The organism is Camelimonas abortus, from assembly GCF_042432745.1.
Classification (GTDB): domain Bacteria; phylum Pseudomonadota; class Alphaproteobacteria; order Rhizobiales; family Beijerinckiaceae; genus Camelimonas; species Camelimonas abortus.
Genome location: NZ_JBHLWR010000006.1, coordinates 1,851,556 through 1,874,281, shown reverse-complemented (window position 1 = coordinate 1,874,281; position 22,726 = coordinate 1,851,556). Strand labels below are relative to the sequence as shown.

18 protein-coding genes are annotated in these 22,726 nt (G+C 70.9%); 9 read left to right on the top strand and 9 right to left on the bottom strand.

The window, feature by feature from the left end; genetic code table 11:
- Positions 1–165: 165 nt before the first annotated feature.
- The 5 genes from bcsS to ACFFJB_RS10370 form a co-directional block, all read right to left on the bottom strand.
- Positions 166–999 (bottom strand): cellulose biosynthesis protein BcsS, encoded by an 834-nt coding sequence (gene bcsS, locus ACFFJB_RS10390; protein WP_376831280.1) that lies wholly within the window; start codon positions 997–999, stop codon positions 166–168.
- Between the two features lie 355 nt (positions 1,000–1,354).
- Entirely contained in the window at positions 1,355–2,503 is a 1,149-nt protein-coding gene (locus ACFFJB_RS10385) for an acyl-CoA dehydrogenase family protein (protein ID WP_376831279.1), read from the bottom strand.
- A gap of 121 nt (positions 2,504–2,624) precedes the next feature.
- Complete coding sequence (locus tag ACFFJB_RS10380) at positions 2,625–3,284, bottom strand: TetR/AcrR family transcriptional regulator (RefSeq protein WP_376831277.1); 660 nt, start codon at positions 3,282–3,284, stop codon at positions 2,625–2,627.
- Positions 3,285–3,348: 64 nt separating this feature from the next.
- A complete protein-coding gene (locus ACFFJB_RS10375; RefSeq protein WP_376831276.1) occupies positions 3,349–6,525 on the bottom strand; it encodes an efflux RND transporter permease subunit in 3,177 nt (1,058 codons plus the stop codon).
- A gap of 8 nt (positions 6,526–6,533) precedes the next feature.
- Positions 6,534–7,652: an efflux RND transporter periplasmic adaptor subunit gene (locus ACFFJB_RS10370; protein ID WP_376831275.1), complete on the bottom strand. Its 1,119-nt coding sequence runs from the start codon at positions 7,650–7,652 to the stop codon at positions 6,534–6,536.
- A gap of 571 nt (positions 7,653–8,223) precedes the next feature.
- On the opposite strand from ACFFJB_RS10370, the gene ACFFJB_RS10365 reads away from it, so the two are divergent.
- The gene (locus ACFFJB_RS10365) at positions 8,224–8,862 is read left to right on the top strand and encodes a L,D-transpeptidase (protein ID WP_376831273.1); all 639 of its coding nucleotides are present in this window, start codon (positions 8,224–8,226) and stop codon (positions 8,860–8,862) included.
- 48 nt (positions 8,863–8,910) lie between these two features.
- Positions 8,911–9,567: an OmpA family protein gene (locus ACFFJB_RS10360; RefSeq protein ID WP_376831271.1), complete on the top strand. Its 657-nt coding sequence runs from the start codon at positions 8,911–8,913 to the stop codon at positions 9,565–9,567.
- Positions 9,568–9,591: 24 nt separating this feature from the next.
- Here the strand turns inward: ACFFJB_RS10360 and ACFFJB_RS10355 are convergent, their stop codons facing one another.
- The 3 genes from ACFFJB_RS10355 to ACFFJB_RS10345 form a co-directional block, all read right to left on the bottom strand.
- Entirely contained in the window at positions 9,592–10,086 is a 495-nt protein-coding gene (locus ACFFJB_RS10355) for a PaaI family thioesterase (protein WP_376831269.1), read from the bottom strand.
- A gap of 68 nt (positions 10,087–10,154) precedes the next feature.
- The gene (locus tag ACFFJB_RS10350) at positions 10,155–10,940 is read right to left on the bottom strand and encodes a short-chain dehydrogenase/reductase (protein WP_376831268.1); all 786 of its coding nucleotides are present in this window, start codon (positions 10,938–10,940) and stop codon (positions 10,155–10,157) included.
- 94 nt (positions 10,941–11,034) lie between these two features.
- Complete coding sequence (locus tag ACFFJB_RS10345) at positions 11,035–12,060, bottom strand: alpha/beta fold hydrolase (protein ID WP_376831267.1); 1,026 nt, start codon at positions 12,058–12,060, stop codon at positions 11,035–11,037.
- A gap of 346 nt (positions 12,061–12,406) precedes the next feature.
- Between ACFFJB_RS10345 and ACFFJB_RS10340 the strand changes: the two genes are divergently transcribed.
- The 7 genes from ACFFJB_RS10340 (at position 12,407) to ACFFJB_RS10310 (ending at position 20,421) form a co-directional block, all read left to right on the top strand.
- Positions 12,407–13,642, top strand: coding sequence for an acyl-CoA dehydrogenase family protein (locus tag ACFFJB_RS10340; RefSeq protein ID WP_376831265.1), 1,236 nt, complete (start codon positions 12,407–12,409; stop codon positions 13,640–13,642).
- Between the two features lie 10 nt (positions 13,643–13,652).
- Positions 13,653–14,726, top strand: a complete 1,074-nt coding sequence (locus ACFFJB_RS10335; RefSeq protein WP_376832644.1) for a phosphotransferase family protein — start codon at positions 13,653–13,655, stop codon at positions 14,724–14,726.
- 153 nt (positions 14,727–14,879) lie between these two features.
- Complete coding sequence (locus ACFFJB_RS10330; protein WP_376831264.1) at positions 14,880–15,650, top strand: SDR family oxidoreductase; 771 nt, start codon at positions 14,880–14,882, stop codon at positions 15,648–15,650.
- Between the two features lie 126 nt (positions 15,651–15,776).
- A complete protein-coding gene (locus ACFFJB_RS10325; RefSeq protein WP_376831262.1) occupies positions 15,777–16,775 on the top strand; it encodes an NADPH:quinone oxidoreductase family protein in 999 nt (332 codons plus the stop codon).
- 169 nt (positions 16,776–16,944) lie between these two features.
- Entirely contained in the window at positions 16,945–18,126 is a 1,182-nt protein-coding gene (locus tag ACFFJB_RS10320; RefSeq protein WP_376831260.1) for an acyl-CoA dehydrogenase family protein, read from the top strand.
- Between the two features lie 139 nt (positions 18,127–18,265).
- Positions 18,266–19,405, top strand: coding sequence for an acyl-CoA dehydrogenase family protein (locus tag ACFFJB_RS10315; RefSeq protein WP_376831258.1), 1,140 nt, complete (start codon positions 18,266–18,268; stop codon positions 19,403–19,405).
- A 206-nt stretch (positions 19,406–19,611) separates the two neighbouring features.
- Complete coding sequence (locus tag ACFFJB_RS10310) at positions 19,612–20,421, top strand: SDR family oxidoreductase (protein WP_376831256.1); 810 nt, start codon at positions 19,612–19,614, stop codon at positions 20,419–20,421.
- A 93-nt stretch (positions 20,422–20,514) separates the two neighbouring features.
- Here the strand turns inward: ACFFJB_RS10310 and ACFFJB_RS10305 are convergent, their stop codons facing one another.
- Positions 20,515–22,620: a sensor histidine kinase gene (locus ACFFJB_RS10305; RefSeq protein WP_376831255.1), complete on the bottom strand. Its 2,106-nt coding sequence runs from the start codon at positions 22,618–22,620 to the stop codon at positions 20,515–20,517.
- Between the last annotated feature and the right edge of the window lie 106 nt (positions 22,621–22,726).

The window sequence follows — 22,726 nt, the reverse complement described above, 5'->3', positions numbered from 1 at the left end:
GTCCCTCCGGCGTGTGTCCGTGATGGCTTGCCGTTGGTTACAGAAATGTGAAGTGAAGCAAAATTATTGTTTTTGCAACATGCGATAGCGACGCGTCAGCGTCGCGCCGGCGGTCTTTCGCCGGCTGTCTGGCGGGATCAGGCCTGATTTGGCGCCGGCCGCGCGTCAGAAGGTCACGCGGGAATCCACAAGCACATAGCCGCCAGGCCCCGAGCGGCTGTCGCGCAGATAGCCGCCGGACAGGCCGAACTGGAAGCGCCCGAAGGTGAGGCCGGTGATGTGCGCGCCAAGGCGCCACTGCCGGTAGGAGTTGTCGCCCAGCAACTGGAACTCGGGGCCGATGAAGGTGCGGTCCCACAGCGCGTAGCCGAGCTTGAACCGGGTGTAGAAGGCGTTGGCGTGGGTGGAGTAGGTGCCGTAGGCCGACGTCATGGTGTACTCGGTGGGGTTGGCGTAGAGCTCGCCCACCACGCGCAGGCCGTAGCCGTGGCCGCGGGTGCTGTTGCCGGGATCGACCGGGTCCAGCTTGATGTTCTGCCAGTTGAAGCCGATGTAGGCGGCGACGTGGACGTCCGGCTCGATCCATTCATAGCCGACCAGCGCCGAGGCGCCCTGCTGCGAGCCGATGATGCGTCCCTGGTCGGTGGTGTTGTACTCAAACCCGCCGATGATGCCCTCGACGCGGGCGCGCCAGCCCGAGTTCTGGTCGAGGTCGCCGGTCAGCGCGCCGGTGATCGAGGTGTTGGCGAACAGCGAATTGGTCGTCGTCGCCGTGACCGAGGTGTCGATGGCGATGATCGCGTTGGGCGCGCCGCCGTAGCCCTGGCCGGCTGACGGCGTGTCGTAGCCGGCTGTCCAGTCCGCGGCGGCGGCGAGACCCGGCGTGAGGGCGAGGCAGGCGCCGGCGCAGACGCCGCGCGCCCGGCCTCGCCAGCCGGCGTCCCTCCGGCGGTCTGCTCGCGATTGACGGCGTCTGAAAGCGATGCTGCCGGGATGCATCGGAACTCCACTCCACCAGCGACTCAGGCCGCAGCCTGTTCCGTTCACGACGCCGTTATTGGTGAAGGGGATTGGTTAATTCGCCGTTAAGGTTAGCGAAATCAGACCGGAAAACGGGAAACGCGCATGGAAAGCGGGGGACGCGCATGCAGATGCGCGCAGGGCCCTCCAGCCGCGACGGGGCGCGACCTGCGCGGCCCCGCCGCCGGATGGCGGCGACAGGGCGGACGGGCGGCGGGGCGGGCGCCGCCGCGCCGCTAGGAGAGCCGCCCAGAAAGGGAAAAGCGGCGGCAGAAAGGAAAAAGGCGCCGGGAAAGCCCGGCGCCCCGCCTGCGGGCCGCCGCCCCGGGAGGCCTCAGAGCGAACGGGAGACAAGCAGCTTCATGATCTCGTTCGTGCCGCCATAGATGCGCTGGATGCGCGCGTCGATGTAACGGCGGCTGATCTCGTACTCCTGCATGTAGCCGTAGCCGCCGTGCAGCTGCAGGCATTCGTCCACGGTCTGGCCCTGCCTGTCGGTGAGCCACTGCTTGGCCATGGAGGCGGTGACGGTGTCGAGGTCGCCGGCGATCAGCCGCTCGATGCAGTAGTCGATGAACACGCGGCCGATCATCGCCTCGGTCTTGCGCTCGGCCAGCCTGAAGGCGGTGTTCTGGAACTCGATCAGCGACTTGCCGAACGCCTTGCGCTCCTTGACGTAGTCAGTGGTGATGGCGATCGCGCGCTCGATGGCGGCGATGGCCTGGATGGACAGGCCGAGGCGCTCCTGCGGCAGCTGCTGCATCAGCTGCACGAAGCCCTGGCCTTCCTCCGGCCCCAGCAGGTTTTCCGCCGGCACGCGCAGGTCGTCGAAGAACAGCTCGGAGGTGTCGGAGGCCTGCAGGCCGATCTTGTCGAGGTTGCGGCCGCGGCGGAAGCCCTGGGCGCCTTCGGTCTCGATGACGATCAGCGAGATGCCTTTCGCCCCCTTGGTCGGATCGGTCTTGGTGACGCAGACGATGATGTCCGCCAGCTGGCCGTTGGTGATGAAGGTCTTGGCGCCGTTGATGACGTAGTGGTCGCCCTCGCGCCGGGCGGTGGTGCGCACGCCCTGCAGGTCGGAGCCGGCGCCCGGCTCGGTCATGGCGATGGCGCCAACCCATTCGCCCTTCGCCATTTTCGGCAGCCATTTCAGCTTCTGCTCATGGGTGCCGTAGGCGTTGATGTAGTGGGCGGTGATGATGGAGTGGACGCTGACGCCGGTGGCCATTTCCGGCAGCCAGGTCTCCAGCTCCTGCATGACGGCGGCGTCCCAGGCGAAGGTGAGGCCCATGCCGCCGTACTCCTCCGGAATGGAGCAGAGCAGGGCGCCCATTTCGCCAAGGCCGCGCCAGGCGGAGCGGTCGACCATCTTCTGCTCGCGCCAGCGCATGGCGTGGGGGGCGAGCTCGGTCTGGAGATACCTGCGCAGCTGCTCGCAGAACGCGGCGATGTCGTCGGTCATCCACGGAGAACGGTATGCCATGAGGGCCTCCAGTCAATCGTTCGCGCCGTCAATGCGTTATCCGCATCGCGGGCGCAAGGCCGCGGGGCTGGCGCAAATGCGCGCGCTGCGACGAAAGACCAGGACGGGTGGGGATGACCGCTCAGCCGCCGCCCGCGGCGGCCGGGCGCAGGGCGGCCATCAGGAAGGCCGCCATGTCCTCCGGCGTCGGACCCTGGTCGCCTTCGGCCACGTTCATGATCACCGGATGGCAGAACCGCACCCAGCCGGTCATCACGCAGGCGGCGGCCATGTCCGGGTCGGCGCAGGCGAAGGCGCCCTCGGCCACGCCGTCGCGGATGATGCGCGCCAGCATGCGCCGCACGGTTTCGGCATGGCCGGCGATGGCGTCCCAGCGCTCGTTCACCGCCACCTCCACCATGTCGCGGATGCGCGAGTCGCCGACGAAATACTGCGTGGAGAGCTCGTTCTGCCGCAGCAGGAAGCGGCGCAGGCGGTCGGCGGCCGGAGCCGCCTCCTCCGCCACCGCGGCGAGGGCCGTCTCCACCACCTGCAGCAGTTTGAAGGCCACCGCCTCGAAGATGGCGCGCTTCGATTCATAGAAGCGGTAGACGTTCGCCGGGCTCATGCCGAGGGCGCGGGCGATGTCGGCCACGGTGGTCTTCTGGTAGCCGTATTCGCGGAACAGGCGCTCGGCCGTCTCCAGCACGCGGGCGCGGGCGGCGGCGTGGGCGTCGCTGGCGCGCTCCGGCTCCGTCTCCCTGTCGCGGGCGGGCTGGACGCGTCCTGAAATGCTGGTCATCTGCATGCGCTCCGGCGCTGGCGCGGCGGCCGGGCCCCGACGGACCCGGCCGCCGCGCGGCGTTTCATCCCCCGGCCGGCCCCTGCGGGCGTCGCCCCGGCCAGGCTTGCGGCCCGGCCGGGACGGCGGCCGCAGGGCGGGCGGCGACGGTCGCCGTCGCCCCGTCCCCGGCCGCGGCCTGCGGTGCCCGGCTGTCCAGCGTCCTGCGGAAGGCGAGCGCATAGGCGGCCGGCAGGAACAGCAGGGTGAGGAAGGTGGCGACGAACAGCCCGCCCATGATCGTTGTCGCCATGGGACCCCAGAACGCCGAGCGTGACAACGGGATCATCGCCAGAATGGCGGCGAGCGCCGTCAGCACCACCGGGCGGGAGCGGCGCACCGTGGCCTCGATGATGCCCTGGCGGCGCGTGGCGCCGGCGGCCACGTCCTTCTCGATCTGGTCCACTAGGATCACCGTGTTGCGCATGATCATGCCGGCGAGGGCGATCAGGCCCAGCAGCGCCACGAAGCCGAACGGCTGGCGGAAGACCAGCAGGCCGAGCGTGGCGCCGATGATTCCGAGCGGCGCCGTGATGAAGGTGAGGGCGAGGCGCGAGAAGCTCTGCAGCTGGATCATCAGCAGCGTCAGCATGATGATGACCATCAGCGGCACGAGGCGCATGAGGGAGGCGTTGCCCTTCTGCGATTCCTCGATGGCGCCGCCCAGCTCCAGCCGGTAGCCCGGCGGCAGGTCCTTCGCCCAGGCCTGCAGCTGCGGCCAGATCCGCCGGCTCACGTCGGGCGCCTGCACGCCGTCGACGATGTCGGCGCGCACGGTCATCACCATGTCGCGGTTGCGCCGCCACATGATCGGCTCCTCATGGCCGTATTCGAGGCGCGCCACCTGGGAGAGCGGCACCGCCGCGCCGCTGCGCGTCATCACCGAGAGGTCGCTGACGCCGCCGAGGTCGAGGCGTTCGCCCGGGGCGGCGCGGGCCACCACGTCCACCTTCTCCACCCCGTCGCGCACCGTGGTGACGGTGACGCCGGAGAGCAGCGTCTGCAGCGACTGCGCCACGTCCTGCGGCGTCAGGCCGAGGGCGCGGGCGCGCTCCTGGTCCACCACCAGCCGCACTGACGGGCTCTGCTCGTTCCAGTCCATGTGCGGATCGATGATGTCGGGGCTGGCGCGCATCACGTCGCGCACGTGGCGGGCGTATTCGCGCACCTTGCCCGGATCGGGACCGATGACGCGGAACTGCACCGGGAAGCCCACCGGCGGACCGAAGTTGAAGCGGTCGACGCGGGCGCGCGCCTCGGCGAGGGCGCCGCCGGCGATGGCCCTGTCGAGCTTCGCCTTCACCCGTTCGCGCCCGGCGACGTCCCTCGTCAGGATGACGGTCTCGGCGAAGGCCTCGTTGGGCAGCTGCGGGTTGAGGCCCAGCCAGAAGCGCGGGCTGCCCTGGCCGATGTAGGTGGTGTAGGTCCTGATGTCGTCGTCGTCTTTCAGCAGCGCCTCGGCCTTCTGCGCCACGCGCGTGGTGGCGCCGATGCCCGTGCCCTCCGGCATGCGCAGCTGCAGGAACAGCTCCGGGCGCTCCGACATCGGGAAGAACTGCTGCTCCACACGGGTGAAGCCGAACAGCGACAGCAGGAACGCCGCCACCGTCGCCGCCACCACCACCAGGCGGTGGTCGACGCACCAGGCCACCACCCGGCGCAGCCCCTGGTAGATGCGCGTCTGGTAGATGGCGTCCGGGTCATGATGGCCCCGGCTCATGTCCGGCAGCAGCTTCACGCCGAGATAGGGCGTGAAGATCACCGCCACGAACCAGGAGGCGACCAGCGAGATCGCCACCACCCAGAAAATGCCGCCGGCGTACTCGCCCGTGGCCGAATTGTTGAAGCCGATGGGCAGGAAGCCCGCCGCCGTCACCAGCGTGCCGGTGAGCATCGGAAAGGCGGTTGAGGTCCAGGCGAAGGAGGCGGCCTCCAGCCGGTTCACGCCCTGCTCCATTTTCACCACCATCATCTCGATGGCGATGATGGCGTCGTCCACCAGCAGGCCGAGGGCGATGATCAGCGCGCCGAGGGTGATGCGGTGCAGGTCCATGCCCATCGCCGCCATGACGATGAACGTCAGCGCCAGCACCAGCGGCACCGACAGCGCCACCACGATGCCCGTGCGCCAGCCCAGCGAGATGAAGCTGACCAGCAGCACGATGGCCAGCGCCTCGATGAAGGCGCGCACGAATTCGCCGATGGCGTGCTCCACCACCACCGGCTGGTCGGCGATCTGGGTGAGGTGGATGCCCTGGGGCGCCGCCGCCATGAAGTCGCGGGCGACCTTCTGCACATCGCGGCCGAAATCGAGAATGTTGGCGCCCTTCGCCATCACCACGCCGACGCCGATGGCGGGGCTGCCTTGCTGGCGGATCAGGTAGTCCGGCGGGTCCTTGAAGCCGCGGGTGACGGTGGCGATGTCGCCGAGGCGGAACACGCGGCCGTTGGCTTCAACCGGCGTCTCCTCCACGGCGCGGGCGCCGTCCAGCGCCCCGGTGACGCGCAGCGGCACGCGCTGGGCGTCGGTCTCCACCACGCCGGCCGGGGTCACGGCGTTCTGCCGCTGCAGCGAGTCGAACAGCGCCTGGGCGGGCACGCCGAGGGCGGCGAGGCGGGCGTGCGAGAACTCGACGAAGATCTTCTCGTCCTGCGCGCCGTACAGGTTGACCTTGGTGACGTCCTTCAGCCGCAGCAGCGCCTGGCGCAGGCCCTCCGCCACCTTCTTCATCTGGGCGTAGTCGGCGCCGTCGCCGGTGATCATGTAGAGCACCGAGTCCACGTCGCCGTATTCGTCGTTGAAGCTGGGGCCGATGAGCCCGGCCGGGAGCGACGGCTTCAGGTCGCCCATCTTCTTGCGCAGCTGGTAGAACAGCTCCGGCGTCTCCTTCGGCGGGGTGGTGTCGGCGAAGGCTACCTGCATGGCGACGAAGGAGGGCTTCACATAGGTGATGACCTTGTCGAAATAGGGCAGCTCCTGGAGCTTCTTTTCGATGGGATCGGCCACCTGGTCCTGCATCTCCTGGGCGGTGGCGCCGGGCCAGATGGCCGTGAGCACCACCACCTTGATGGTGAAGGACGGGTCTTCGGCGCGGCCGAGACGCAGGTAGGAGATCAGCCCGCCGACGCCGACGGCGATGATCAGGAACAGCACCAGCGCCTGGTGGCGCACCGCCCATGCGGAAAGGTTGAACGCCTTCATGGCCGGCCTCAGAAGGTCAGGCTGTCGGTGACGCGGACCCTGCGGGCCGGGTCAATGGCGTGGACGCCGACCGCCACCACCTTCTCTCCGGCGGCGGGACCGTCGGAAATGATGACGTGGCGGCTGTCGTAGCCCTTCACCGTCACCGGCTTCAGCTCCACCTGGCCGTCGGGCCTGACCACCCACACGCCCGGCCCCCGGTTCTCGTTGAACAGGGCCGAGAGCGGCAGGCGCGCCACCTTGCCGGAGGAGGGCGACTTCAGCGTCAGCGTGCCGGTCATGCCGATCTGCACGGACTCATCGGCGTCCGGCAGGGAGAAACGGGCCTCATAGGTGCGGGTGACCGGGTCGGCCGCCGGCGACAGCTCGCGCAGCCTGGCGTGGAAGGCGCGGTCCGGCCGCGACCACAGCGCCAGCGTGGCGGCGCCGTTGCGCGCGCGCTCCAGCATCACCTCCGGCACGGCCACCACCGCCTCCTTCTCGCCGTCGCGGGCGATGCGGATGGCGGGCTGGCCGGCGCTCACCACCTGGCCGGGCTCCACCAGCACGGCGGTGACCACGCCGTCGGCGTCCGCCTTCAGGCGGGCGTAGGAGATGCTGTTGCGGGTGAGCTCCACGGCGCGCTCGGCGCGGGCGAGGCGGCTGCGCGCCTCCTCGGCGCTGGCGCGGGCGCTGTCCAGCGTCGCCTGGGTGGACCAGCCCTGGCGGTGCAGCTCGATGACGCGCTTCTCGGCCGCCTGGGCCTGGGCCAGCGCGCCCCGGGCCGCGCGCAGCTCGGCCTCGGCCTGTTCGGCCTGCAGCTTCAGGTCAGCGTCGTCCAGCTCGGCCAGCACGTCGCCGGCCTTCACCTGCTGGCCCACCTCCACGAGGCGGCGCGCCACCTTGCCGCCGACGCGGAAGCCGTGGGCGCTCTCGATGCGCGGGCGGATGGCCGCCACCAGCGTGCGGGCGGCCTGCTCGTCCTCCCACGTCACGGTGGTGACCAGCACCGGGCGGGATTCTTCGGCGCGTTTTTCCGCCTTGCCGTCACAGCCGCCGAGCAGGAGGGCGCCGGCGAGGGCGGCCAGCAGGGCGCTGCGGGCGCGGGCGGAACGGGGAAAAGCGCGGGACAGTTCGGAAACAGTCATGCCGGTCTCACGGAGTGGCCAGAACGTGGGGGCGCCGGCGGGCGCGGTCCGGAGCCCCTGATGTAAATAATTATGACTGACGATTGTCAACGATCGTCAGTCAATATTGATCCGTGGCCCCTGGCGACAATCCGCGCCTCCCGCCGGCGCCGTCTGGCGGCGCATGCCGGCCGCGCCCGGCGTCCGGCCCGCCCTGGCCGGGGCCGGCTCCGGCCAGGCGGTGAGACGCCGGCGGCGAAGCGCTGACATCGGGACAGCTGTGGGGACAGCCGTGGGGACAGCCATGAGGACAGCGGCCGGGCATGGCGCGGCGGCAATCGGTCGCGGCGGCGCCGGACGCCTTGCGGCGCGGGCCCTGCGGCCGCGCCTTAGCGAAAAATTCACCCTTCCCGGAGGATATGCCCTGCAGACGCGCGCCGGCGCGCGGGCGGCGGCCCGCCCGGCGCGGCGTCCGGTCACAATGGGGGTGAGGGACGGGCGGGCCGCCGGCGGCGCGCCCGGCCGGGAAACGTCGGGGAGAGGCGGCGCGGCGGCGCGGACGTCGCGACGGCGGGCGCGGGGGGCGCAGGGCATGGAGACGACGCGACGGGACATTCTGCTGGGCGGTCTGGCGGCGGCCGCCGCATGCGCCGCGCCGGCGGCGGCGCGGGCGGCGAAGCCGTCCTGGTTTGACGGCGTCGCCACCGACCATGGCGTGACCTACCGGCGCACCAATTTCGCCGTGGTCGATCCGCGCTGGCGCCGCCAGCTGGTGCGCTACCGCTCGGCCGAGCCGCCGGGCGTGGTGGTGGTCGACACCCGCAACCACTTCCTCTACCTGGTGTTTGAAAACCAGACGGCGCTGCGCTACGGCGTGGGCGTGGGCAAGGAGGGCTTCCAGTGGTTCGGCCGCGCCCGCATCGACCGCAAGGCGGTGTGGCCGGCCTGGACGCCGCCGGCCGAAATGCGCCGCCGCAACCCGAAGCTGCCGGAGCACATGCCGGGCGGCCCCGACAATCCGCTCGGCCCGCGGGCGCTCTATCTCGCCGCCAACGGCCGCGACACCGGCTACCGCCTGCACGGCACGACCGACCCGTCCTCCATCGGGCGCGACGCCTCCAGCGGCTGCATCCGCCTGTTCCCCGAGGACATCATCGATCTCTACCAGCGCTGCCCGGTCGGCGCCGAAGTGCTGGTGCTGCCGCACATCGCCGCCCGCGCCGCCGGCTGAGGCCGTGCCCGCCCGCCGCTATAGCCCGTCATCCGGAGTCCTCCGCCCATGATCCACGCCGCCGCCGGCCGCCGTCTCCCCGCCCTGGCCGCCGCCGCCCTGGCCGCGACGCTCGGCGCCTGCGCGGGCGAACGCTTCAGCTTCCTGAGCGAGGGCTTCGCTTCGCGCGGCGGCGCGACGGCCGGGGCGCCCGCGCCGGCAGAGCCGCCCGCGCCGCCGCAGCAGCCGCCGGTCGCGGCGGCCGCTCCCGCAGCGCCGCCGCCGCGCGCCGTCCTGCCGGCGCGGCCGCCGGCGGGCGCCGACGTCACCGACGCGCCGGTCGGCGACGGCGTCAACGTCCGCCCCGGCGGCCGCGAGGACTTCATCGTCAATGTCGGCCGGCGGGTGTTCTTTACGGAAGGCTCGGCGACGCTGACCGCCATCGCCCGCGAGACCCTGGACAGCCAGGCCGCCTGGCTGAAGCGCTATCCGCACTGGCGCGCCAAGATCCAGGGCTTCGCCGACGATCCCGGCTCCGACCGGGACAATCTGGAGCTGGGCATGCGCCGCGCCCGGGCGGTGATGGACTATCTGGTCGCGCGCGGCGTCGCCGCCGGGCGGCTGCGCGTCAAGAGCTACGGCCGCGAGGCGGACCGCCTCGTCCGCGCCTGCGCCGACGAGGCCTGCAAGGCCCAGAACCGGCGCGTCATCACCAATCTGGAGTGAGGCGGCCGGGCTGGCCGGTGGAGCTCAGTCCACGCCCTGGCCGGGATCGCGCGGGGCGGGAATGGCCGCCTGCGGCTTCAGTTTCTTGATGACGCCGGAGAAATTCAGCACCGGCCGCTCGCCCACCTTCAGCACGCCGCGCACGAACAGGATGGAGCCGCCGGCCTTGAGCACCTCGCCGGTGGCCTCCACCAGGTCGCCCTCATAGGCGGCGCCGATGAACTCGCTGTTGAGCGACACCGTGACCGAGGGCCCCTCGCGCAGGTGGTCGAGGGCGAACATGAAGATGGCGTGGTCGGCGAAGGTGATCAGGCAGCCGCCGTGGGCCACGTCGATGCCGTTGAGGTGGCGCCTCTCCACCCGGAAGGCGCAGCGGATGGAGCCGTCCGGCTCGCGCCGGTGATAGAAGGGGCCCGAGCGGGTGTCGAAGGTGTCGCGGTCGGGGCGGCGCCAGCCGGCCCATTCGCCGCTTTCGATGAGCACGGAGCGGCTGTTGCGTCGCGGTTCGTCTGTGGTCACGGGGATCTGTCTCCGGAAGCGTCGGGCGTCGCCGCCGCGCCGGGGCGCGGGACGAGGCGGGAAAAAGGCTAGCGTTCTGGCGGCGCGTTGGCGAGGCCGCCGTCGATGGTGAGAATGGTCCCGCTGGTCCAGGCGGAGAGATCGCTGGCGAGGAAGGCCGCCGCCGCGGCGATCTCCTCCGGCCGGCCGGGGCGGCCGAACGGCATCTCCGCCGTCAGCTCGCGCCAGCGCTCCGCGTCGCCGAAGCGCCGCGCGGCGATGGCGCGCAGGCGCGTCTCCATGCGGCCGGTGGCGATGGGGCCGGGATTGATCCCCACCACGCGCACCCCGTCCCGGTGGCTGGCGCCGCCCAGGGCGCGGGTGAAGGCCATCAGCGAGGCGTTGCCGGCGGCGCCGGCCAGGTAGTTCACGTCCAGCCGCTCGCCGCCCATGCCGATGATGTTGACGATCACGCCGGCGCGCCGCGCCGCCATGCGGGCGTAAAAGGCGCGGGTGACGCCGATGAAGCCGAACACCTTCAGGTCCCACGCCTCCCGCCAGCGCGCCTGGTCCACCGCCAGCAGGTCGCCCTGGGGGATGGCTCCGGCGTTGTTGACGAGGATGTCGGCGTCGCCATGGGCTTCAGCCAGCGGCGCGTGGGTTTCGTCCCGGGCGAGGTCAGCGGCCATGACCGCGACCTCCGCTTCAGGAACCGCCGCGCGGATGGCGGCGCGGGCCGCCCCCAGCCGTCCGGGGTCGCGCGACACCAGCACGACCCGGCAGCCCTCCTCCGCCAGCTGGCGGGCGACGGCGAAGCCGATGCCTTTCGAGGCGCCGGTGATCACGGCCTTGCGGCCGGCGAGCTTCAGGTCCATGGCGGCGGCTCCATGTTGCGGCGGGCGGAGCCGGCCGGGGCGCAGATGCGACAGGCGCATGGGCGCGCCCGCGCCGGCCGGCGCGCGAAGGGCCTCAGCGTGCTTCCGGCCAGCCGGCGAGCAGGCCGCGCAGGGCGCTGACGAAGGCCAGCGGCTGGTCCACCATGATGTGGTGCCAGGCCTCGGGGATCATGACCAGCGGCGATCCGGGCGGCGCGGTCTCGCGGGCGAAATTCACCACGTCCTCCTCCAGGAACACCGAGCGCTCGGCGAACACCAGCGCCAGCGGGCAGCGCGCCCCGGCGAGGTCGATGTGCGGCTTGCCGCCGTGGTAGTCCTTCCACAGGAACGGGTCGAACTTCCAGGTGAAGCCGCCGGGAACCTCCTTCAGCGAGCCGCGGGCGATGAAGTCGGCGATGTAGAGGTTCTCGCACGGCTGCGGCGGCTGGAAGCGGAAGCGGCCCAGCGCCTCCTGCAGCGTGGGATAGACGCGGTGGGGCTTCGGCTCCTTCGGCGGGCCGCGGCGGGCGCGGCGGGCGCGGCGCCGCTCCGGCGACATCAGCGGCGAATCCACCGCCACCGCCGCCTTCAGCCGCTCGCCGTGGCGGGCGGCGCAGGCCACCAGCGGCATGCCGCCGAAGGAATGGCCAACCACCACCGGCAGGCCGTTGTCGAACAGGCCGGCCGCCTCCGCCCCCGCCAGGATCTCCTCCACGAAGATGTCGAGGCTGTAATGGGGCCGGTGGCCGGAATTGCCCATGCCGGACCAGGAAATGGCGGCGACGCGGTGGTCGCGGGCGAAGAAGGGGGCGATGAAGCTCCACCAGTCGGCGTGGGCGCCGTTGCCGTGCAGGAACATCAGCCCCGGCCGGCCGCGCTCGCCCCAGACGAGCAGCTCGATGGCCGCGCCGCGCACGTCGATGAAGCCGCGCTGCGGCGCCGCGGCGATCGCCGCCTCGAACCATGCGGGCGCGGGCGGCCGCGCGCCGGCGAAGGGCGCGAGGGGCGAATTCCATTCCGGCGGGTGGGCGGGCGTCTGCCGGGCGCCGTCCTGCGGCGCGGCGGAGCCTGGGCGGGCGGATGGGGACTCCAGGGTCGTTCTCCCGAAATTTCTGATCAAAAATATTTCGCCCGGGATTTTCAGAGCCGCGCGCCGGTGTCAAGGCCCGTGCATGGCTGCGGCGGCGGTCACGCTTTTGTGGATACTGCCATGCGCGCTGCGCATGGCATGGTGCGGCCACGAAATATCTGCCTCAGCCGGCTTGCGGTTTCGCCTTGCGGCCAGGCTGCGGCTTTCCGGACGCGGGGCGCTGCGGACGCTGGCCTTGCCGGCTGAATCCGTGCAACCTGCATCCTGCATAAAAAATATCTGTTCTCAGGCCCGGCGCCTGCTGGTACTTGCCGCCGGAAAAGACGCAGGTCCGGGCGGATGACAATCGCGACCGCGAAACAGGAGAGGAAACGAGATGGACTTCACCATCACCGAGCGCGAGGCCTACTGGCGCGACCGTGTCCGCAAGTTCATGCAGGAGCACGTCTATCCGGCCGAGGAAGCCTACCACAAGGAAATGGACGTGGTCGGCAAGGAGCGCTGGAAGGTCTCCCAGGTGCTCGAGGATCTCAAGGCCAGGGCGAAGGCCGAGGGGCTGTGGAACCTGTTCCTGCCGCCGAGCGAGCATGACGAGGACGAGTATCGCGGCGCCGGCCTGACCAACCTGCAGTACGCGCTGTGCGCCGAGGAGATGGGCCGCGTGTCCTTCGCCTCCGAGGTGTTCAACTGCTCGGCGCCGGACACCGGCAACATGGAGGTGCTGCACCGCTACGGCACCCGCGCCCAGAAGGACAGGTGGCTGAAGCCGCTGATGAACGGCGAGATCCGCTCGGTGTTCCTGATGACCGAGCCGGGCGTGGCCTCCTCGGACGCCACCAACATCGAGACCTCCATCGTCCGCGACGGCGACCATTACGTCATTAACGGCCGCAAGTGGTGGTCCTCCGGTCTTGGCGACCCGCGCTGCAAGATCGGCATCCTGATGGGCAAGACCGATCCGAACGCCCCGCGCCACAAGCAGCAGTCGCAGATCCTCGTGCCCATGGACACTCCCGGCATCGAGATCGTGCGCATGCTGCCGGTGTTCGGCTATGACGACGCCCCGCACGGCCACGCCGAGGTGATCTTCAACAACGTGCGCGTGCCGGCCGAGAACCTGATCCTTGGCGAGGGCCGCGGCTTCGAGATCGCCCAGGGCCGCCTTGGTCCGGGCCGCATCCACCACTGCATGCGCACCATCGGCGTGGCCGAGGTGGCGCTGGAGAAAATGGTGAAGCGGCTGAAGTCGCGCGTGGCCTTCGGCAAGACCGTGGCCGAGCATTCGGTGTGGGAGCAGCGCGTGGCCGAGGCCCGCATCGACATTGAAATGGCCCGCCTGCTGTGCCTGAAGGCGGCGGACATGATGGACAAGGTGGGCAACAAGGCCGCCGCGCTCGAGATCGCCATGATCAAGGTCGCCGCGCCGCGCGTCGCCCTCAAGGTGATCGACGACGCCATCCAGGCCCATGGCGGCGGCGGCGTCACCACCGATTTCGGCCTTGCTTTCCGTTGGGCGCACATCCGCACGCTGCGTCTGGCCGACGGCCCGGACGAGGTCCACAACCGGACCATCGCGCGCATGGAGTTCGCCCGTCATTCCAACGCAGGATAATAACGACGTGCTGCAACAGAACGAAGTCGCGGAGGAGGTATTCTCCGGCACCAAGCCGGTGGAGGAGCGTCACCGTTTCGACGAGGCGGCGCTCCACGCCTGGCTTGTCGACAACGTGGAGGGCTATGAAGGCCCTCTCACGGTCGAGCAGTTCAGGGGCGGGCAGTCCAACCCGACCTATTGTCTGGTGACGCCCTCCCGCAAATACGTTCTGCGTCGCAAGCCGCCGGGCAAGCTGCTGCCCTCCGCGCACGCGGTGGACCGCGAGTTCCGCGTCATCTCGGCGCTGAACACCGTGAACTTCCCGGTGGCGAAGGCCTACGCGCTGTGCACGGACGACAGCGTCATCGGCACCATGTTCTACGTGATGTCGATGGAGGAGGGGCGCGTGTTCTGGAACGGCCGGCTGCCGTCCGTTCCGAAGGAGCAGCGCGCCCTGATCTACCGTGACGAGATCGGGACGCTGGCGAAGCTGCACAACCTTGATCCGCAGGCGATCGGGCTCGCGGACTTCGGCCGTCCGGGCAACTACTTCGCCCGGCAGATCGACCGCTGGACGAAGCAGTACCGCGCCTCCGAGACCCGGCGCATCGGGTCGATGGAGAAGCTGATCGCGTGGCTGCCCGGCTCCGTGCCCGAGCAGACCCGCGTGTCGGTGGTCCACGGCGACTACCGGCTCGACAACATGATCTTCCACTCTGGCGAACCGCGCGTGCGCGCGGTGCTGGACTGGGAGCTGTCGACGCTGGGCGATCCGCTGGCGGACTTCACCTATCTCGCCATGAACTGGGTGATGCCGCACGACGGCCGCGCCTCGCTCGGCGGGCTCGACCTGCGGGCGGAGGGCATCCCGGACCTGGACGAGGCCATCGACATCTACTGCAAGGCCACCGGCCGCTCCGGCATTCCCGATCTCAACTGGTATTTCGCCTACAACCTGTTCCGGCTGTCGGCGATCTCCCAGGGCATCGCCGGGCGGGTGCGCGACGGCACGGCCAACAATCCCCGCGCGGCGGAGGCCGGCGCCCGCGCCGAGCCGCTGGCCGACATGGCGTGGGAATACGCGAAAAAGGCCGGGGCCTGACCCCGGCTTCGCAGGGAGCGGCGGCCCATGGCCGCCGCTCCCTGACGCGTTGAAAGGGACAGGGCGGACAGCGCCGCCAGGGGCGCGCCCCGGGGGGCGGACGGCGCGCCGCGACGACGCAAAAAAAAACAGATCCCAAGGCGAGGAGCGCTCATGAGCACATTGTTTGATCTCACCGGCAAGGTCGCGGTGATCACCGGTTCCTCGCGCGGCATTGGCCGCGCCATCGCCGAGCGCATGGCCGAACATGGCGCGAAGGTGGTGATCTCCTCCCGCAAGGCCGGCCCCTGCGAGGAAGTCGCGAAGCTCATCAACGGGCGCCATGGCGAGGAGCGCGCCATCTCCGTGCCGGCCAACATATCCGAGAAGGCGGACCTGCAGCGCCTCGTCGACGCCACCAACGCGAAGTGGGGCAGGATCGACATCGTGGTGTGCAACGCCGCCTCCAACCCGTTCTACGGGCCGATGGAGCAGCTGCCCGACGAGGCGTTCCAGAAGATCCTCCACAACAACATCGTCTCGAACCACTGGCTCATCCAGATGACGGCGCCGCAGATGCGGGCGCGCAAGGACGGCAGCATCATCATCGTCTCCTCCATCGGCGGGCTGCGCGCCTCCACGGTGATCGGCGCCTACTGCATCTCCAAGGCGGCGGACATGCAGCTTGCGCGCAACCTCGCCGCCGAGTACGGCCCGGACAACGTGCGCGTGAACTGCATCGCCCCCGGTCTCATCAAGACCGACTTCGCCCGGGCGCTGTGGGAGGATCCGGAGAACCTGGCGCGCACCACCTCCACGGCGCCGCTGCGGCGCATCGGCGTGCCGGACGAGATCGCCGGCGCGGCCGTGTTCCTCGCCGCGCCGGCCGGCAGCTTCATGACCGGCCAGTCGCTGGTGATCGACGGCGGCGTGACCATCGTCTGAGCCGGCGGGCGCGTCCGGGTCAGGTCAGGATTAACCCCAGGGAGGCGGCGCGGCCCCGAGACGGCGCCCCTCCCGCCCGCGGCGGTCCCCCGGGCCGCGCGTGAACAAAGGACGGAGCGACAGAGAATGAAGGCGATCCTCTCCAAGGTCGTTGGCGGGCCCGAGACCCTGGTGCTCGAGGAGGTTCCGGATCCGGTTCCCGGGCCGAAGCAGGTGCTGCTCGCCGTCAAGGCCTGCGGCGTCAACTTCCCGGACACGCTGATCATCGAGGACCGCTACCAGTTCAGGCCGCCGCGCCCCTTCTCCCCTGGCGGCGAGGTGGCGGGCGTCGTCGAGGCGGTCGGCCCCGAGGTGAAAAGCGTGAAGGTGGGCGACCGGGTGATCGGCTCCACCGGTCACGGCGGCATGGCCGAAAAGGTGGTGGTGGATGAGTTCCGCTGCATCCCCATGGCCGAAAACATGCCCTTCGACGAGGCGTCGGCCTTCATCCTCACCTACGGCACCTCGCATCACGCCCTGAAGGACCGCGGCCAGCTGAAGCCGGGCGAGACCCTGCTGGTGCTGGGCGCCGCCGGCGGCGTGGGCCTGGCGGCGGTGGAGCTGGGCAAGGCCATGGGCGCGCGCGTCATCGGCGCCGTCTCCAGCCAGGAGAAGGCCGACCTCGTGAAGGCGCGCGGCGCCGACGACGTGGTGATCTATCCCCAGGGGCCGTTCGACAGGGACGGTCGCAGGCAGCTGGCCGAGCTGTTCAAGAAGGCCTGCGGCGAGAAGGGCGCGGACGTGATCTATGACGCCGTGGGCGGCGACTACGCCGAGGCCGCGCTGCGCGCCATCGCCTGGGAAGGGCGCTTCCTGGTGGTGGGCTTCCCGGCCGGCATTCCGTCGCTGCCGCTCAACCTCACCCTGCTCAAGGGCTGCCAGGTGGTGGGCGTGTTCTGGGGCGCCTGGGTGGCGCGCAATCCCCAGGGCTTCGCCGCCAGCGTGGCCGAGCTGATGGACTTCTACCGCCGCGGTCTGGTGAAACCGTACGTCTCCGCGCGATTCCCGCTGGAGCGGGCGGGCGAGGCCATCGCGCATCTTGCGGCGCGCAAGGCGCTGGGCAAGGTCGTGGTGGTCATGGAATGACGCGCCGGGCGCCGCCGCGGCGCCGTGATCATGCCGGCCGGCGGTCCTGCGCCGCCGGCGGGCCAACAGCAAGGGCCGGGGCCGCGCGCAGCGCCGCCGGCGACAGAGAGGGAGCGACGCGGTCCGCCGGGGCGGGGCGCGCGCTCGACCCGATCGGGACGAGGGCTAAATGGCTGACCTTGAGAAATTCCGCGCAGAAACCCGCGCCTGGCTGGAGGCGAACTGCCCCGCCGAAATGCGCGCCCCCATGGAGGATGAGGAGGACACCGTCTGGGGCGGGCGCAATCCGGTGTTCCGCAACGAGGCCCAGCGCATCTGGCTGGAGCGCATGGCGGAGAAGGGCTGGACCGCGCCGGAATGGCCGAAGGAATACGGCGGCGGCGGCCTCTCCCGCGAGGAGGCCAAGATTCTCGCCGAGGAGATGCGCCGGCTGAACTGCCGTTCGCCGCTTTCCTCCTTCGGCATCTGGATGCTGGGCCCGGCCCTGCTCAAATACGGCACCGAAGAGCAGAAGAAGAAGTACCTGCCGCCGATCGTGCGCGGCGAGATCCGCTGGTGCCAGGGCTATTCCGAGCCGGGCGCCGGCTCGGACCTCGCCTCGCTGCAGACCCGCGCCGAGGACAGGGGCGACCATTTCCTCGTCAACGGCTCCAAGATCTGGACCAGCTACGCCGACAAGGCGGACTGGATCTTCTGCCTCGTGCGCACCAATCCGAACGCGCCGAAGCATGAAGGCATCTCCTTCCTGCTGTTCGACATGGCCTCCCCGGGCGTCAGCACCCAGCCGATCATGCTGATCTCCGGCAAGTCGCCGTTCTGCCAGACCTTCTTTGACAATGTGAAGGTGCCGAAGGACCAGCTGGTGGGCGAGCTCAACAAGGGCTGGGAGATCGCCAAATACCTGCTGACCCACGAGCGCAACTCCATCAGCTCCATGGGCGGGCGCGCCCACCGGCCGGTGCATGAGGTGGCGGCCCAGCACATTGGCCTCAACGGGCGCGGCGAGCTCGACGACAGCCTGCTGCGCGGCCAGATCGCCCGCCTCGAGGTGGACGAGATCGCCTTCGAGCTCGCCATGGAGCGGGCCGGCGACATGGCCAAGCGCGGCGAGATCCACGGCGCCTACTCCTCGCTGCTCAAATATTACGGCTCGGAGCTGAACAAGCGCCGCCACGAGATCCTGATGTCCTCCGGCGGTTCGGACGCGCTGGAGTGGGAGAGCGAGCGCTCCGACCACGGCGCCGCCGCCCGCGCCTGGCTGCGCACCAAGGCCAATTCGATCGAGGGCGGCACCTCCGAAGTGCAGCTCAACATCCTGGCCAAGCGCATCCTGCAGCTGCCGGGCGCGTGAGCGCCGCCGGCCGCGTGGCCCCAACCGGCCGGCGCGCCGTCGCCGGCCAGCAACAAGAGATCGCAAGGGCGTCCGCCATGCGGCGCAGGGCAAGGCCCGCGCCCGGCCGGGCGTCCCCCCGGAACAGGAATGACCAGTCATGGCGCTTGTGCTGAATGACGAACAGATCATGCTGCGGGACACCGCCCGCAGCTTCATCGCCGGAGAGGGGTCGGTGGCGACGCTGCGCCGGCTCCGCGACAGCAACGATCCTGTAGGCTTCTCGCTCGACCTGTGGAAGAAGTTCGGCGAAATGGGCTTCGCCGGCGTGCTGGTCCCGGAGGCTTACGGCGGCGTGGGGCTCGGCCATGTGGAGGCCGGCGTGGTGGCCGAGGAGATCGGCCGCAACCTCACCGCCAGCCCGTTCTTCTCCACCTCGGTGCTGGCCGCCACGGCGCTGCTGCACGGCGGCTCGGAGGCGCAGAAGGCGGACTGGCTGCCGAAGATCGCCGCCGGCGCCGCCGTGGCCGCGCTCGCCATTGACGAGGGCCCCAAGCACCGTCCGGAGAAGACCGCGCTGCAGGCCGTCCGCGACGGCGACGGTTTCGTGCTCAGCGGCGAGAAGGTGTTCGTGGTGGACGGCCATGTCGCCGACCTGCTGGTGGTGGTGGCCCGCACCTCGGGCCGTCCGGGCGAGATGAAGGGCCTGACGCTGTTCCTGGTGAGCGGCGCGGCCGAGGGCGTCGCCCGCGAGCGCACCATCATGGTGGACGCGCACAACGCCGCCCGCATCCGCTTCGACAATGTGAAGGTGGGCGCGGACGCCGTGCTCGGCGCCGTGGACGGCGGCGAGCAGGTGCTCGAGAGGGTGCTCAACGCCGGCCGCGCGGTGCTGGCGGCGGAGATGACCGGCGTCGCCGGTGCCGCCTTCGACATCACCCAGGCCTACATCAAGGAGCGCGTGCAGTTCGGCCGCATCATCGGCGAGTTCCAGGTGCTGCAGCACCGCTCGGCCCATCTCTACTGCGAGCTGGAGGTCACCCGCGCGGCCGTGCTGAAGGCGCTGCAGGTGCTGGACGAGAAGCCGGAGGAAGCCGGCGTCATCGCCAGCGTCGCCAAGGCCCGCGCCGGCGTCAGCACCGAGCTGGCGGTGCAGGAGGGCGTGCAGATGCACGGCGGCAACGGCATGACCGACGCCTTCGACATCGGCCTCTACATGAAGCGCGCCCGCGTCGCCCAGGAGCTGCTCGGCGACGCCAACTATCACGCCGACCGTCTGGCGCGCGTCAACGGCTACTGAGCCGGCGCGTCATGCCTGCGCCCGCGTCCGCCGCGCCGGCGGACGCGGGATCCGGCGGCGTGGCGGGCGCCTCGCTGCAGGCGCCGGCGGCCGCGCCGCCGTCATATGGTCGCGGCGCCGCCATGCAGGGAGCCCTGCGGCGCCGGACCCTGCGGGCGCGCGTCGCCCGCGATCCTGGCGAAGTCCCCCCGGCAAGGAGGCGTTCCATGAAACTTGCGGACAAGGTTATCGTGATCACCGGCGGCGCCGACGGCATCGGCCGGGGACTGGCCGAGCGTTTCCTGAAGGAAAGGCCGAAGGCCGTCGTCATCTGCGACATCAACGAGCCGAAGGTGAAGGCGGTGGCGGCGGAGATCGGCGCCGCGGCGGCTTGCGGCTGCGACGTCTCGAGCGAGGCGCAGATGGTGGCGATGATCGACGACGTCGAGAAGCGTTTCGGTCCCATCGACCTGTTCTGTTCCAACGCCGGCATCGGCGATTTCACCGGCTCGGACCCGAATTTCGTCGGCGCCGCCTCCAATGAGGTCTGGCAGCGCAGCTGGGAGGTGAACGTGATGCAGCACGTTTACGCCGCCCGGGCGCTGGTGCCGCGCATGAAGCAGCGCGGCGGCGGCTATTTCCTCATCACCGCTTCGGCCGCCGGCCTGCTCTCGCAGATCGGCAGCGCCGTTTACGCCACCACCAAGCACGCCGCCGTGGGCTTCGGCGAGATCCTCGCCATCACCCACCGCGACGACGGCGTTCGCGTCTCCCTGCTGTGCCCGCAGGCGGTCGACACGCCGCTGCTGCGCGCCGGCGGCGAGGGGCCGCAGCACATTGACGGCGTGCTCACCCCGGCCGAGCTGGCCGAGACGGTGGTGCAGGGCCTCGACGAGGAGCGCTTCCTCATCCTGCCCCACCCGCAGGTGCTGGGCTACATGCAGAACAAGGCCGGCAATTATGACCGCTGGATCGGCGGCATGGCCAAGCTGCGCCGCAGCTTCGGCGGCAATTTCGGCCCCGCCGGCAGGAACTGAGCCACAAACCGGGCGGGGCGCGGGGCCGGCCGCGTCACGCCCCGGCGGCGACGCCGGGCCTTTTTTCCGTCTCCGGCGCGGGCGGGGCCGGCCTTACGCCGCCTCGCCCGCGTCGTCCGCGACGATGGCCTTCAGAGGCAGCTCCATGCGGCAGCGCAGGCCGTCCGGTGCCCAGTCCATGGTCACCACGCCGCCCAGCTCCCGCTGCAGGCTGCGGTCGAGCAGGCGTGAGCCCAGGCCCTTGCGCTGCGGCGCCTTCACCGGCGGGCCGCCGCTCTCCCGCCATTCCAGCGCCAGCACGCCGCCCGGCGGGCGCTCCTCAATGCGCCAGGTGACGCTGACGCGGCCGCTGTCGCGCGAGAGCGCGCCATATTTGGCGGCGTTGGTGGCCAGCTCGTGGAAGCACATGCACAGCGTCAGCGTGGCGCGCGGATGCAGCCGCAGCCGCGGGCCGAAGGCGCTGATGCGGGCGTGATCCGGGCTCTGGTAGGGCTGCAGCTCGGCGTTGATGGCGTCGTCCAGCCACGCGCCGCGCCAGTCGCTGGCGGTGAGCAGGTCGTGGGTCTTGGCGAGGCCGATGAGCCGCTTCTCGAACGCCTCCCACGCCTCCTCCGGGCTGGTGGAGCGGCGGGTGAGCAGGGCGATGGACTGCACCGTGGCCAGCGAGTTTTTCACCCGGTGGTTGAGCTCGCGCATCAGCAGCCGCTGGCGGTCGGCGGCGGTGCGCCGCTCGGTGACCTCATGCACGACGCCGACCACGGTGGGCGGGCCGTTGGCGCGCATCACCGGCCGGCCGCGCACCTCGATCCAGCGGCGGCTGCCGTCCGGCCACTGCACGCAGATCTCCATGATGAACGGTTCGCGGCCGCGCACGGCGGCGACGAGGGCGGCGCGCTGCTCCTCGCGCCGTTCCGGGGCGAGGGCGCAGGTGAGCGTCTCAAGATCGATGCGGCCGGGCGGCAGGCCGAGCAGGGCGCGGCTGCGCTCGGAGCCCACCAGCTCGTTCTTGGCCGGGTCATAGCTCCAGGCGCCGAGTTCGCTGGCCTCCATGGCGAGGCGCAGGCGCTGCTCGCTGGCGCGCAGCATGGCCTCCACCTGGTCGCGCTCGGCGTTGCGCGCGGCCACCTGCTGGCCCGCGTCGCGCAGCGCCGCCTGGATGTCGTCGAATTCGGTCACGCCGGTGGGCGACATCGGAATGGTCTCGCCGCGGGCGAGGCACCGGGCGGCGGCGGTGAGCCGGCTCACCGGCCGCACCAGCTGGCGGGAGAGGTAATAGATGTGGGCGAGGCCGAGGATGGCCACCACGCCCAGCGCCGCCAGCGCCGCCAGCGAGCGGTTGTACGCCGCCCGCAGCCGGTGCTGCGGATAGGTGACCACATAGCGCCAGTCGTGGCCGGGCGTGCGGCTGAAGGCCACGGTGGCGGCGGAGGAGGAGCCTTCCTCCTGCAGCTGCATCACGTCCTCGTCCCGGGCGCGCATGCGCTCCAGTAGGCCGGGCGGCCCCATGGCGTTGGCGAACAGTGCCCCCTCCTGGGTGCGCGCCAGCACCATGCCGTCGGGAGCGACCACCGCGCCGATCCAGTCGCGGTCGCCGGGAGCGCCGTCGGCCGCGAGGCGCCGGGCGAGCAGCGGGGTCACGTCCACGGTCAGCAGCAGCTGCCGGCCGTCATGCTCCGGGAACGGGGAGTCGATCAGGATGAGCGGCTCGCCGACGTCGCCGGCGAGAAAGGCGGAGATCTCCGGCGCGCCGCTGTGCAGCGCCCGGCGCAGCGGCGCGCGCCGGCGCGGATGGGCGTTGAGCGTGGCCGGCAGGTCGCCGCTGGTCGCCGCCACGGCGCCGGTCGGCAGGCTGATGATGAAGGAGGCTCCCTCCAGAACCCCGCGCCGGTGCAGCCGCTCGCGCACCACGGCGACGATGTCCTCGTCCTCGGGCGTCGTGGCGGTGGCCGCTCCCGCCGCCTCCAGCAGCTTGGCGAACTCCAGGTCGAGATGGCCGGCCAGGGTGCGGGTGGCGCGCAGCAGCAGCTCCTCGGTGGCGCTTTTCTCTGCGTCATAGGCCGAATAGAGGCCGCCGGCGGCGATCAGCGTGGCGGGTATGATGATTGACAGCACCAGCCACAGCAGCCGGGTGGCGAACGGAAGGCTCCGGCGGTCGGCGGCCTGTCCCGGCGAAAGGATGCGGGGCTGGTCGTCCGTCACGCCACGGGTCCTCCTGTTGCGGTTGCGCCCTGCGCGGCGGTCCGCCGGACGGGAGGCGAAAGCGCCGCGGGTCAGCCGATTGGTAACAGGCGGCCAGGCGCGCCGG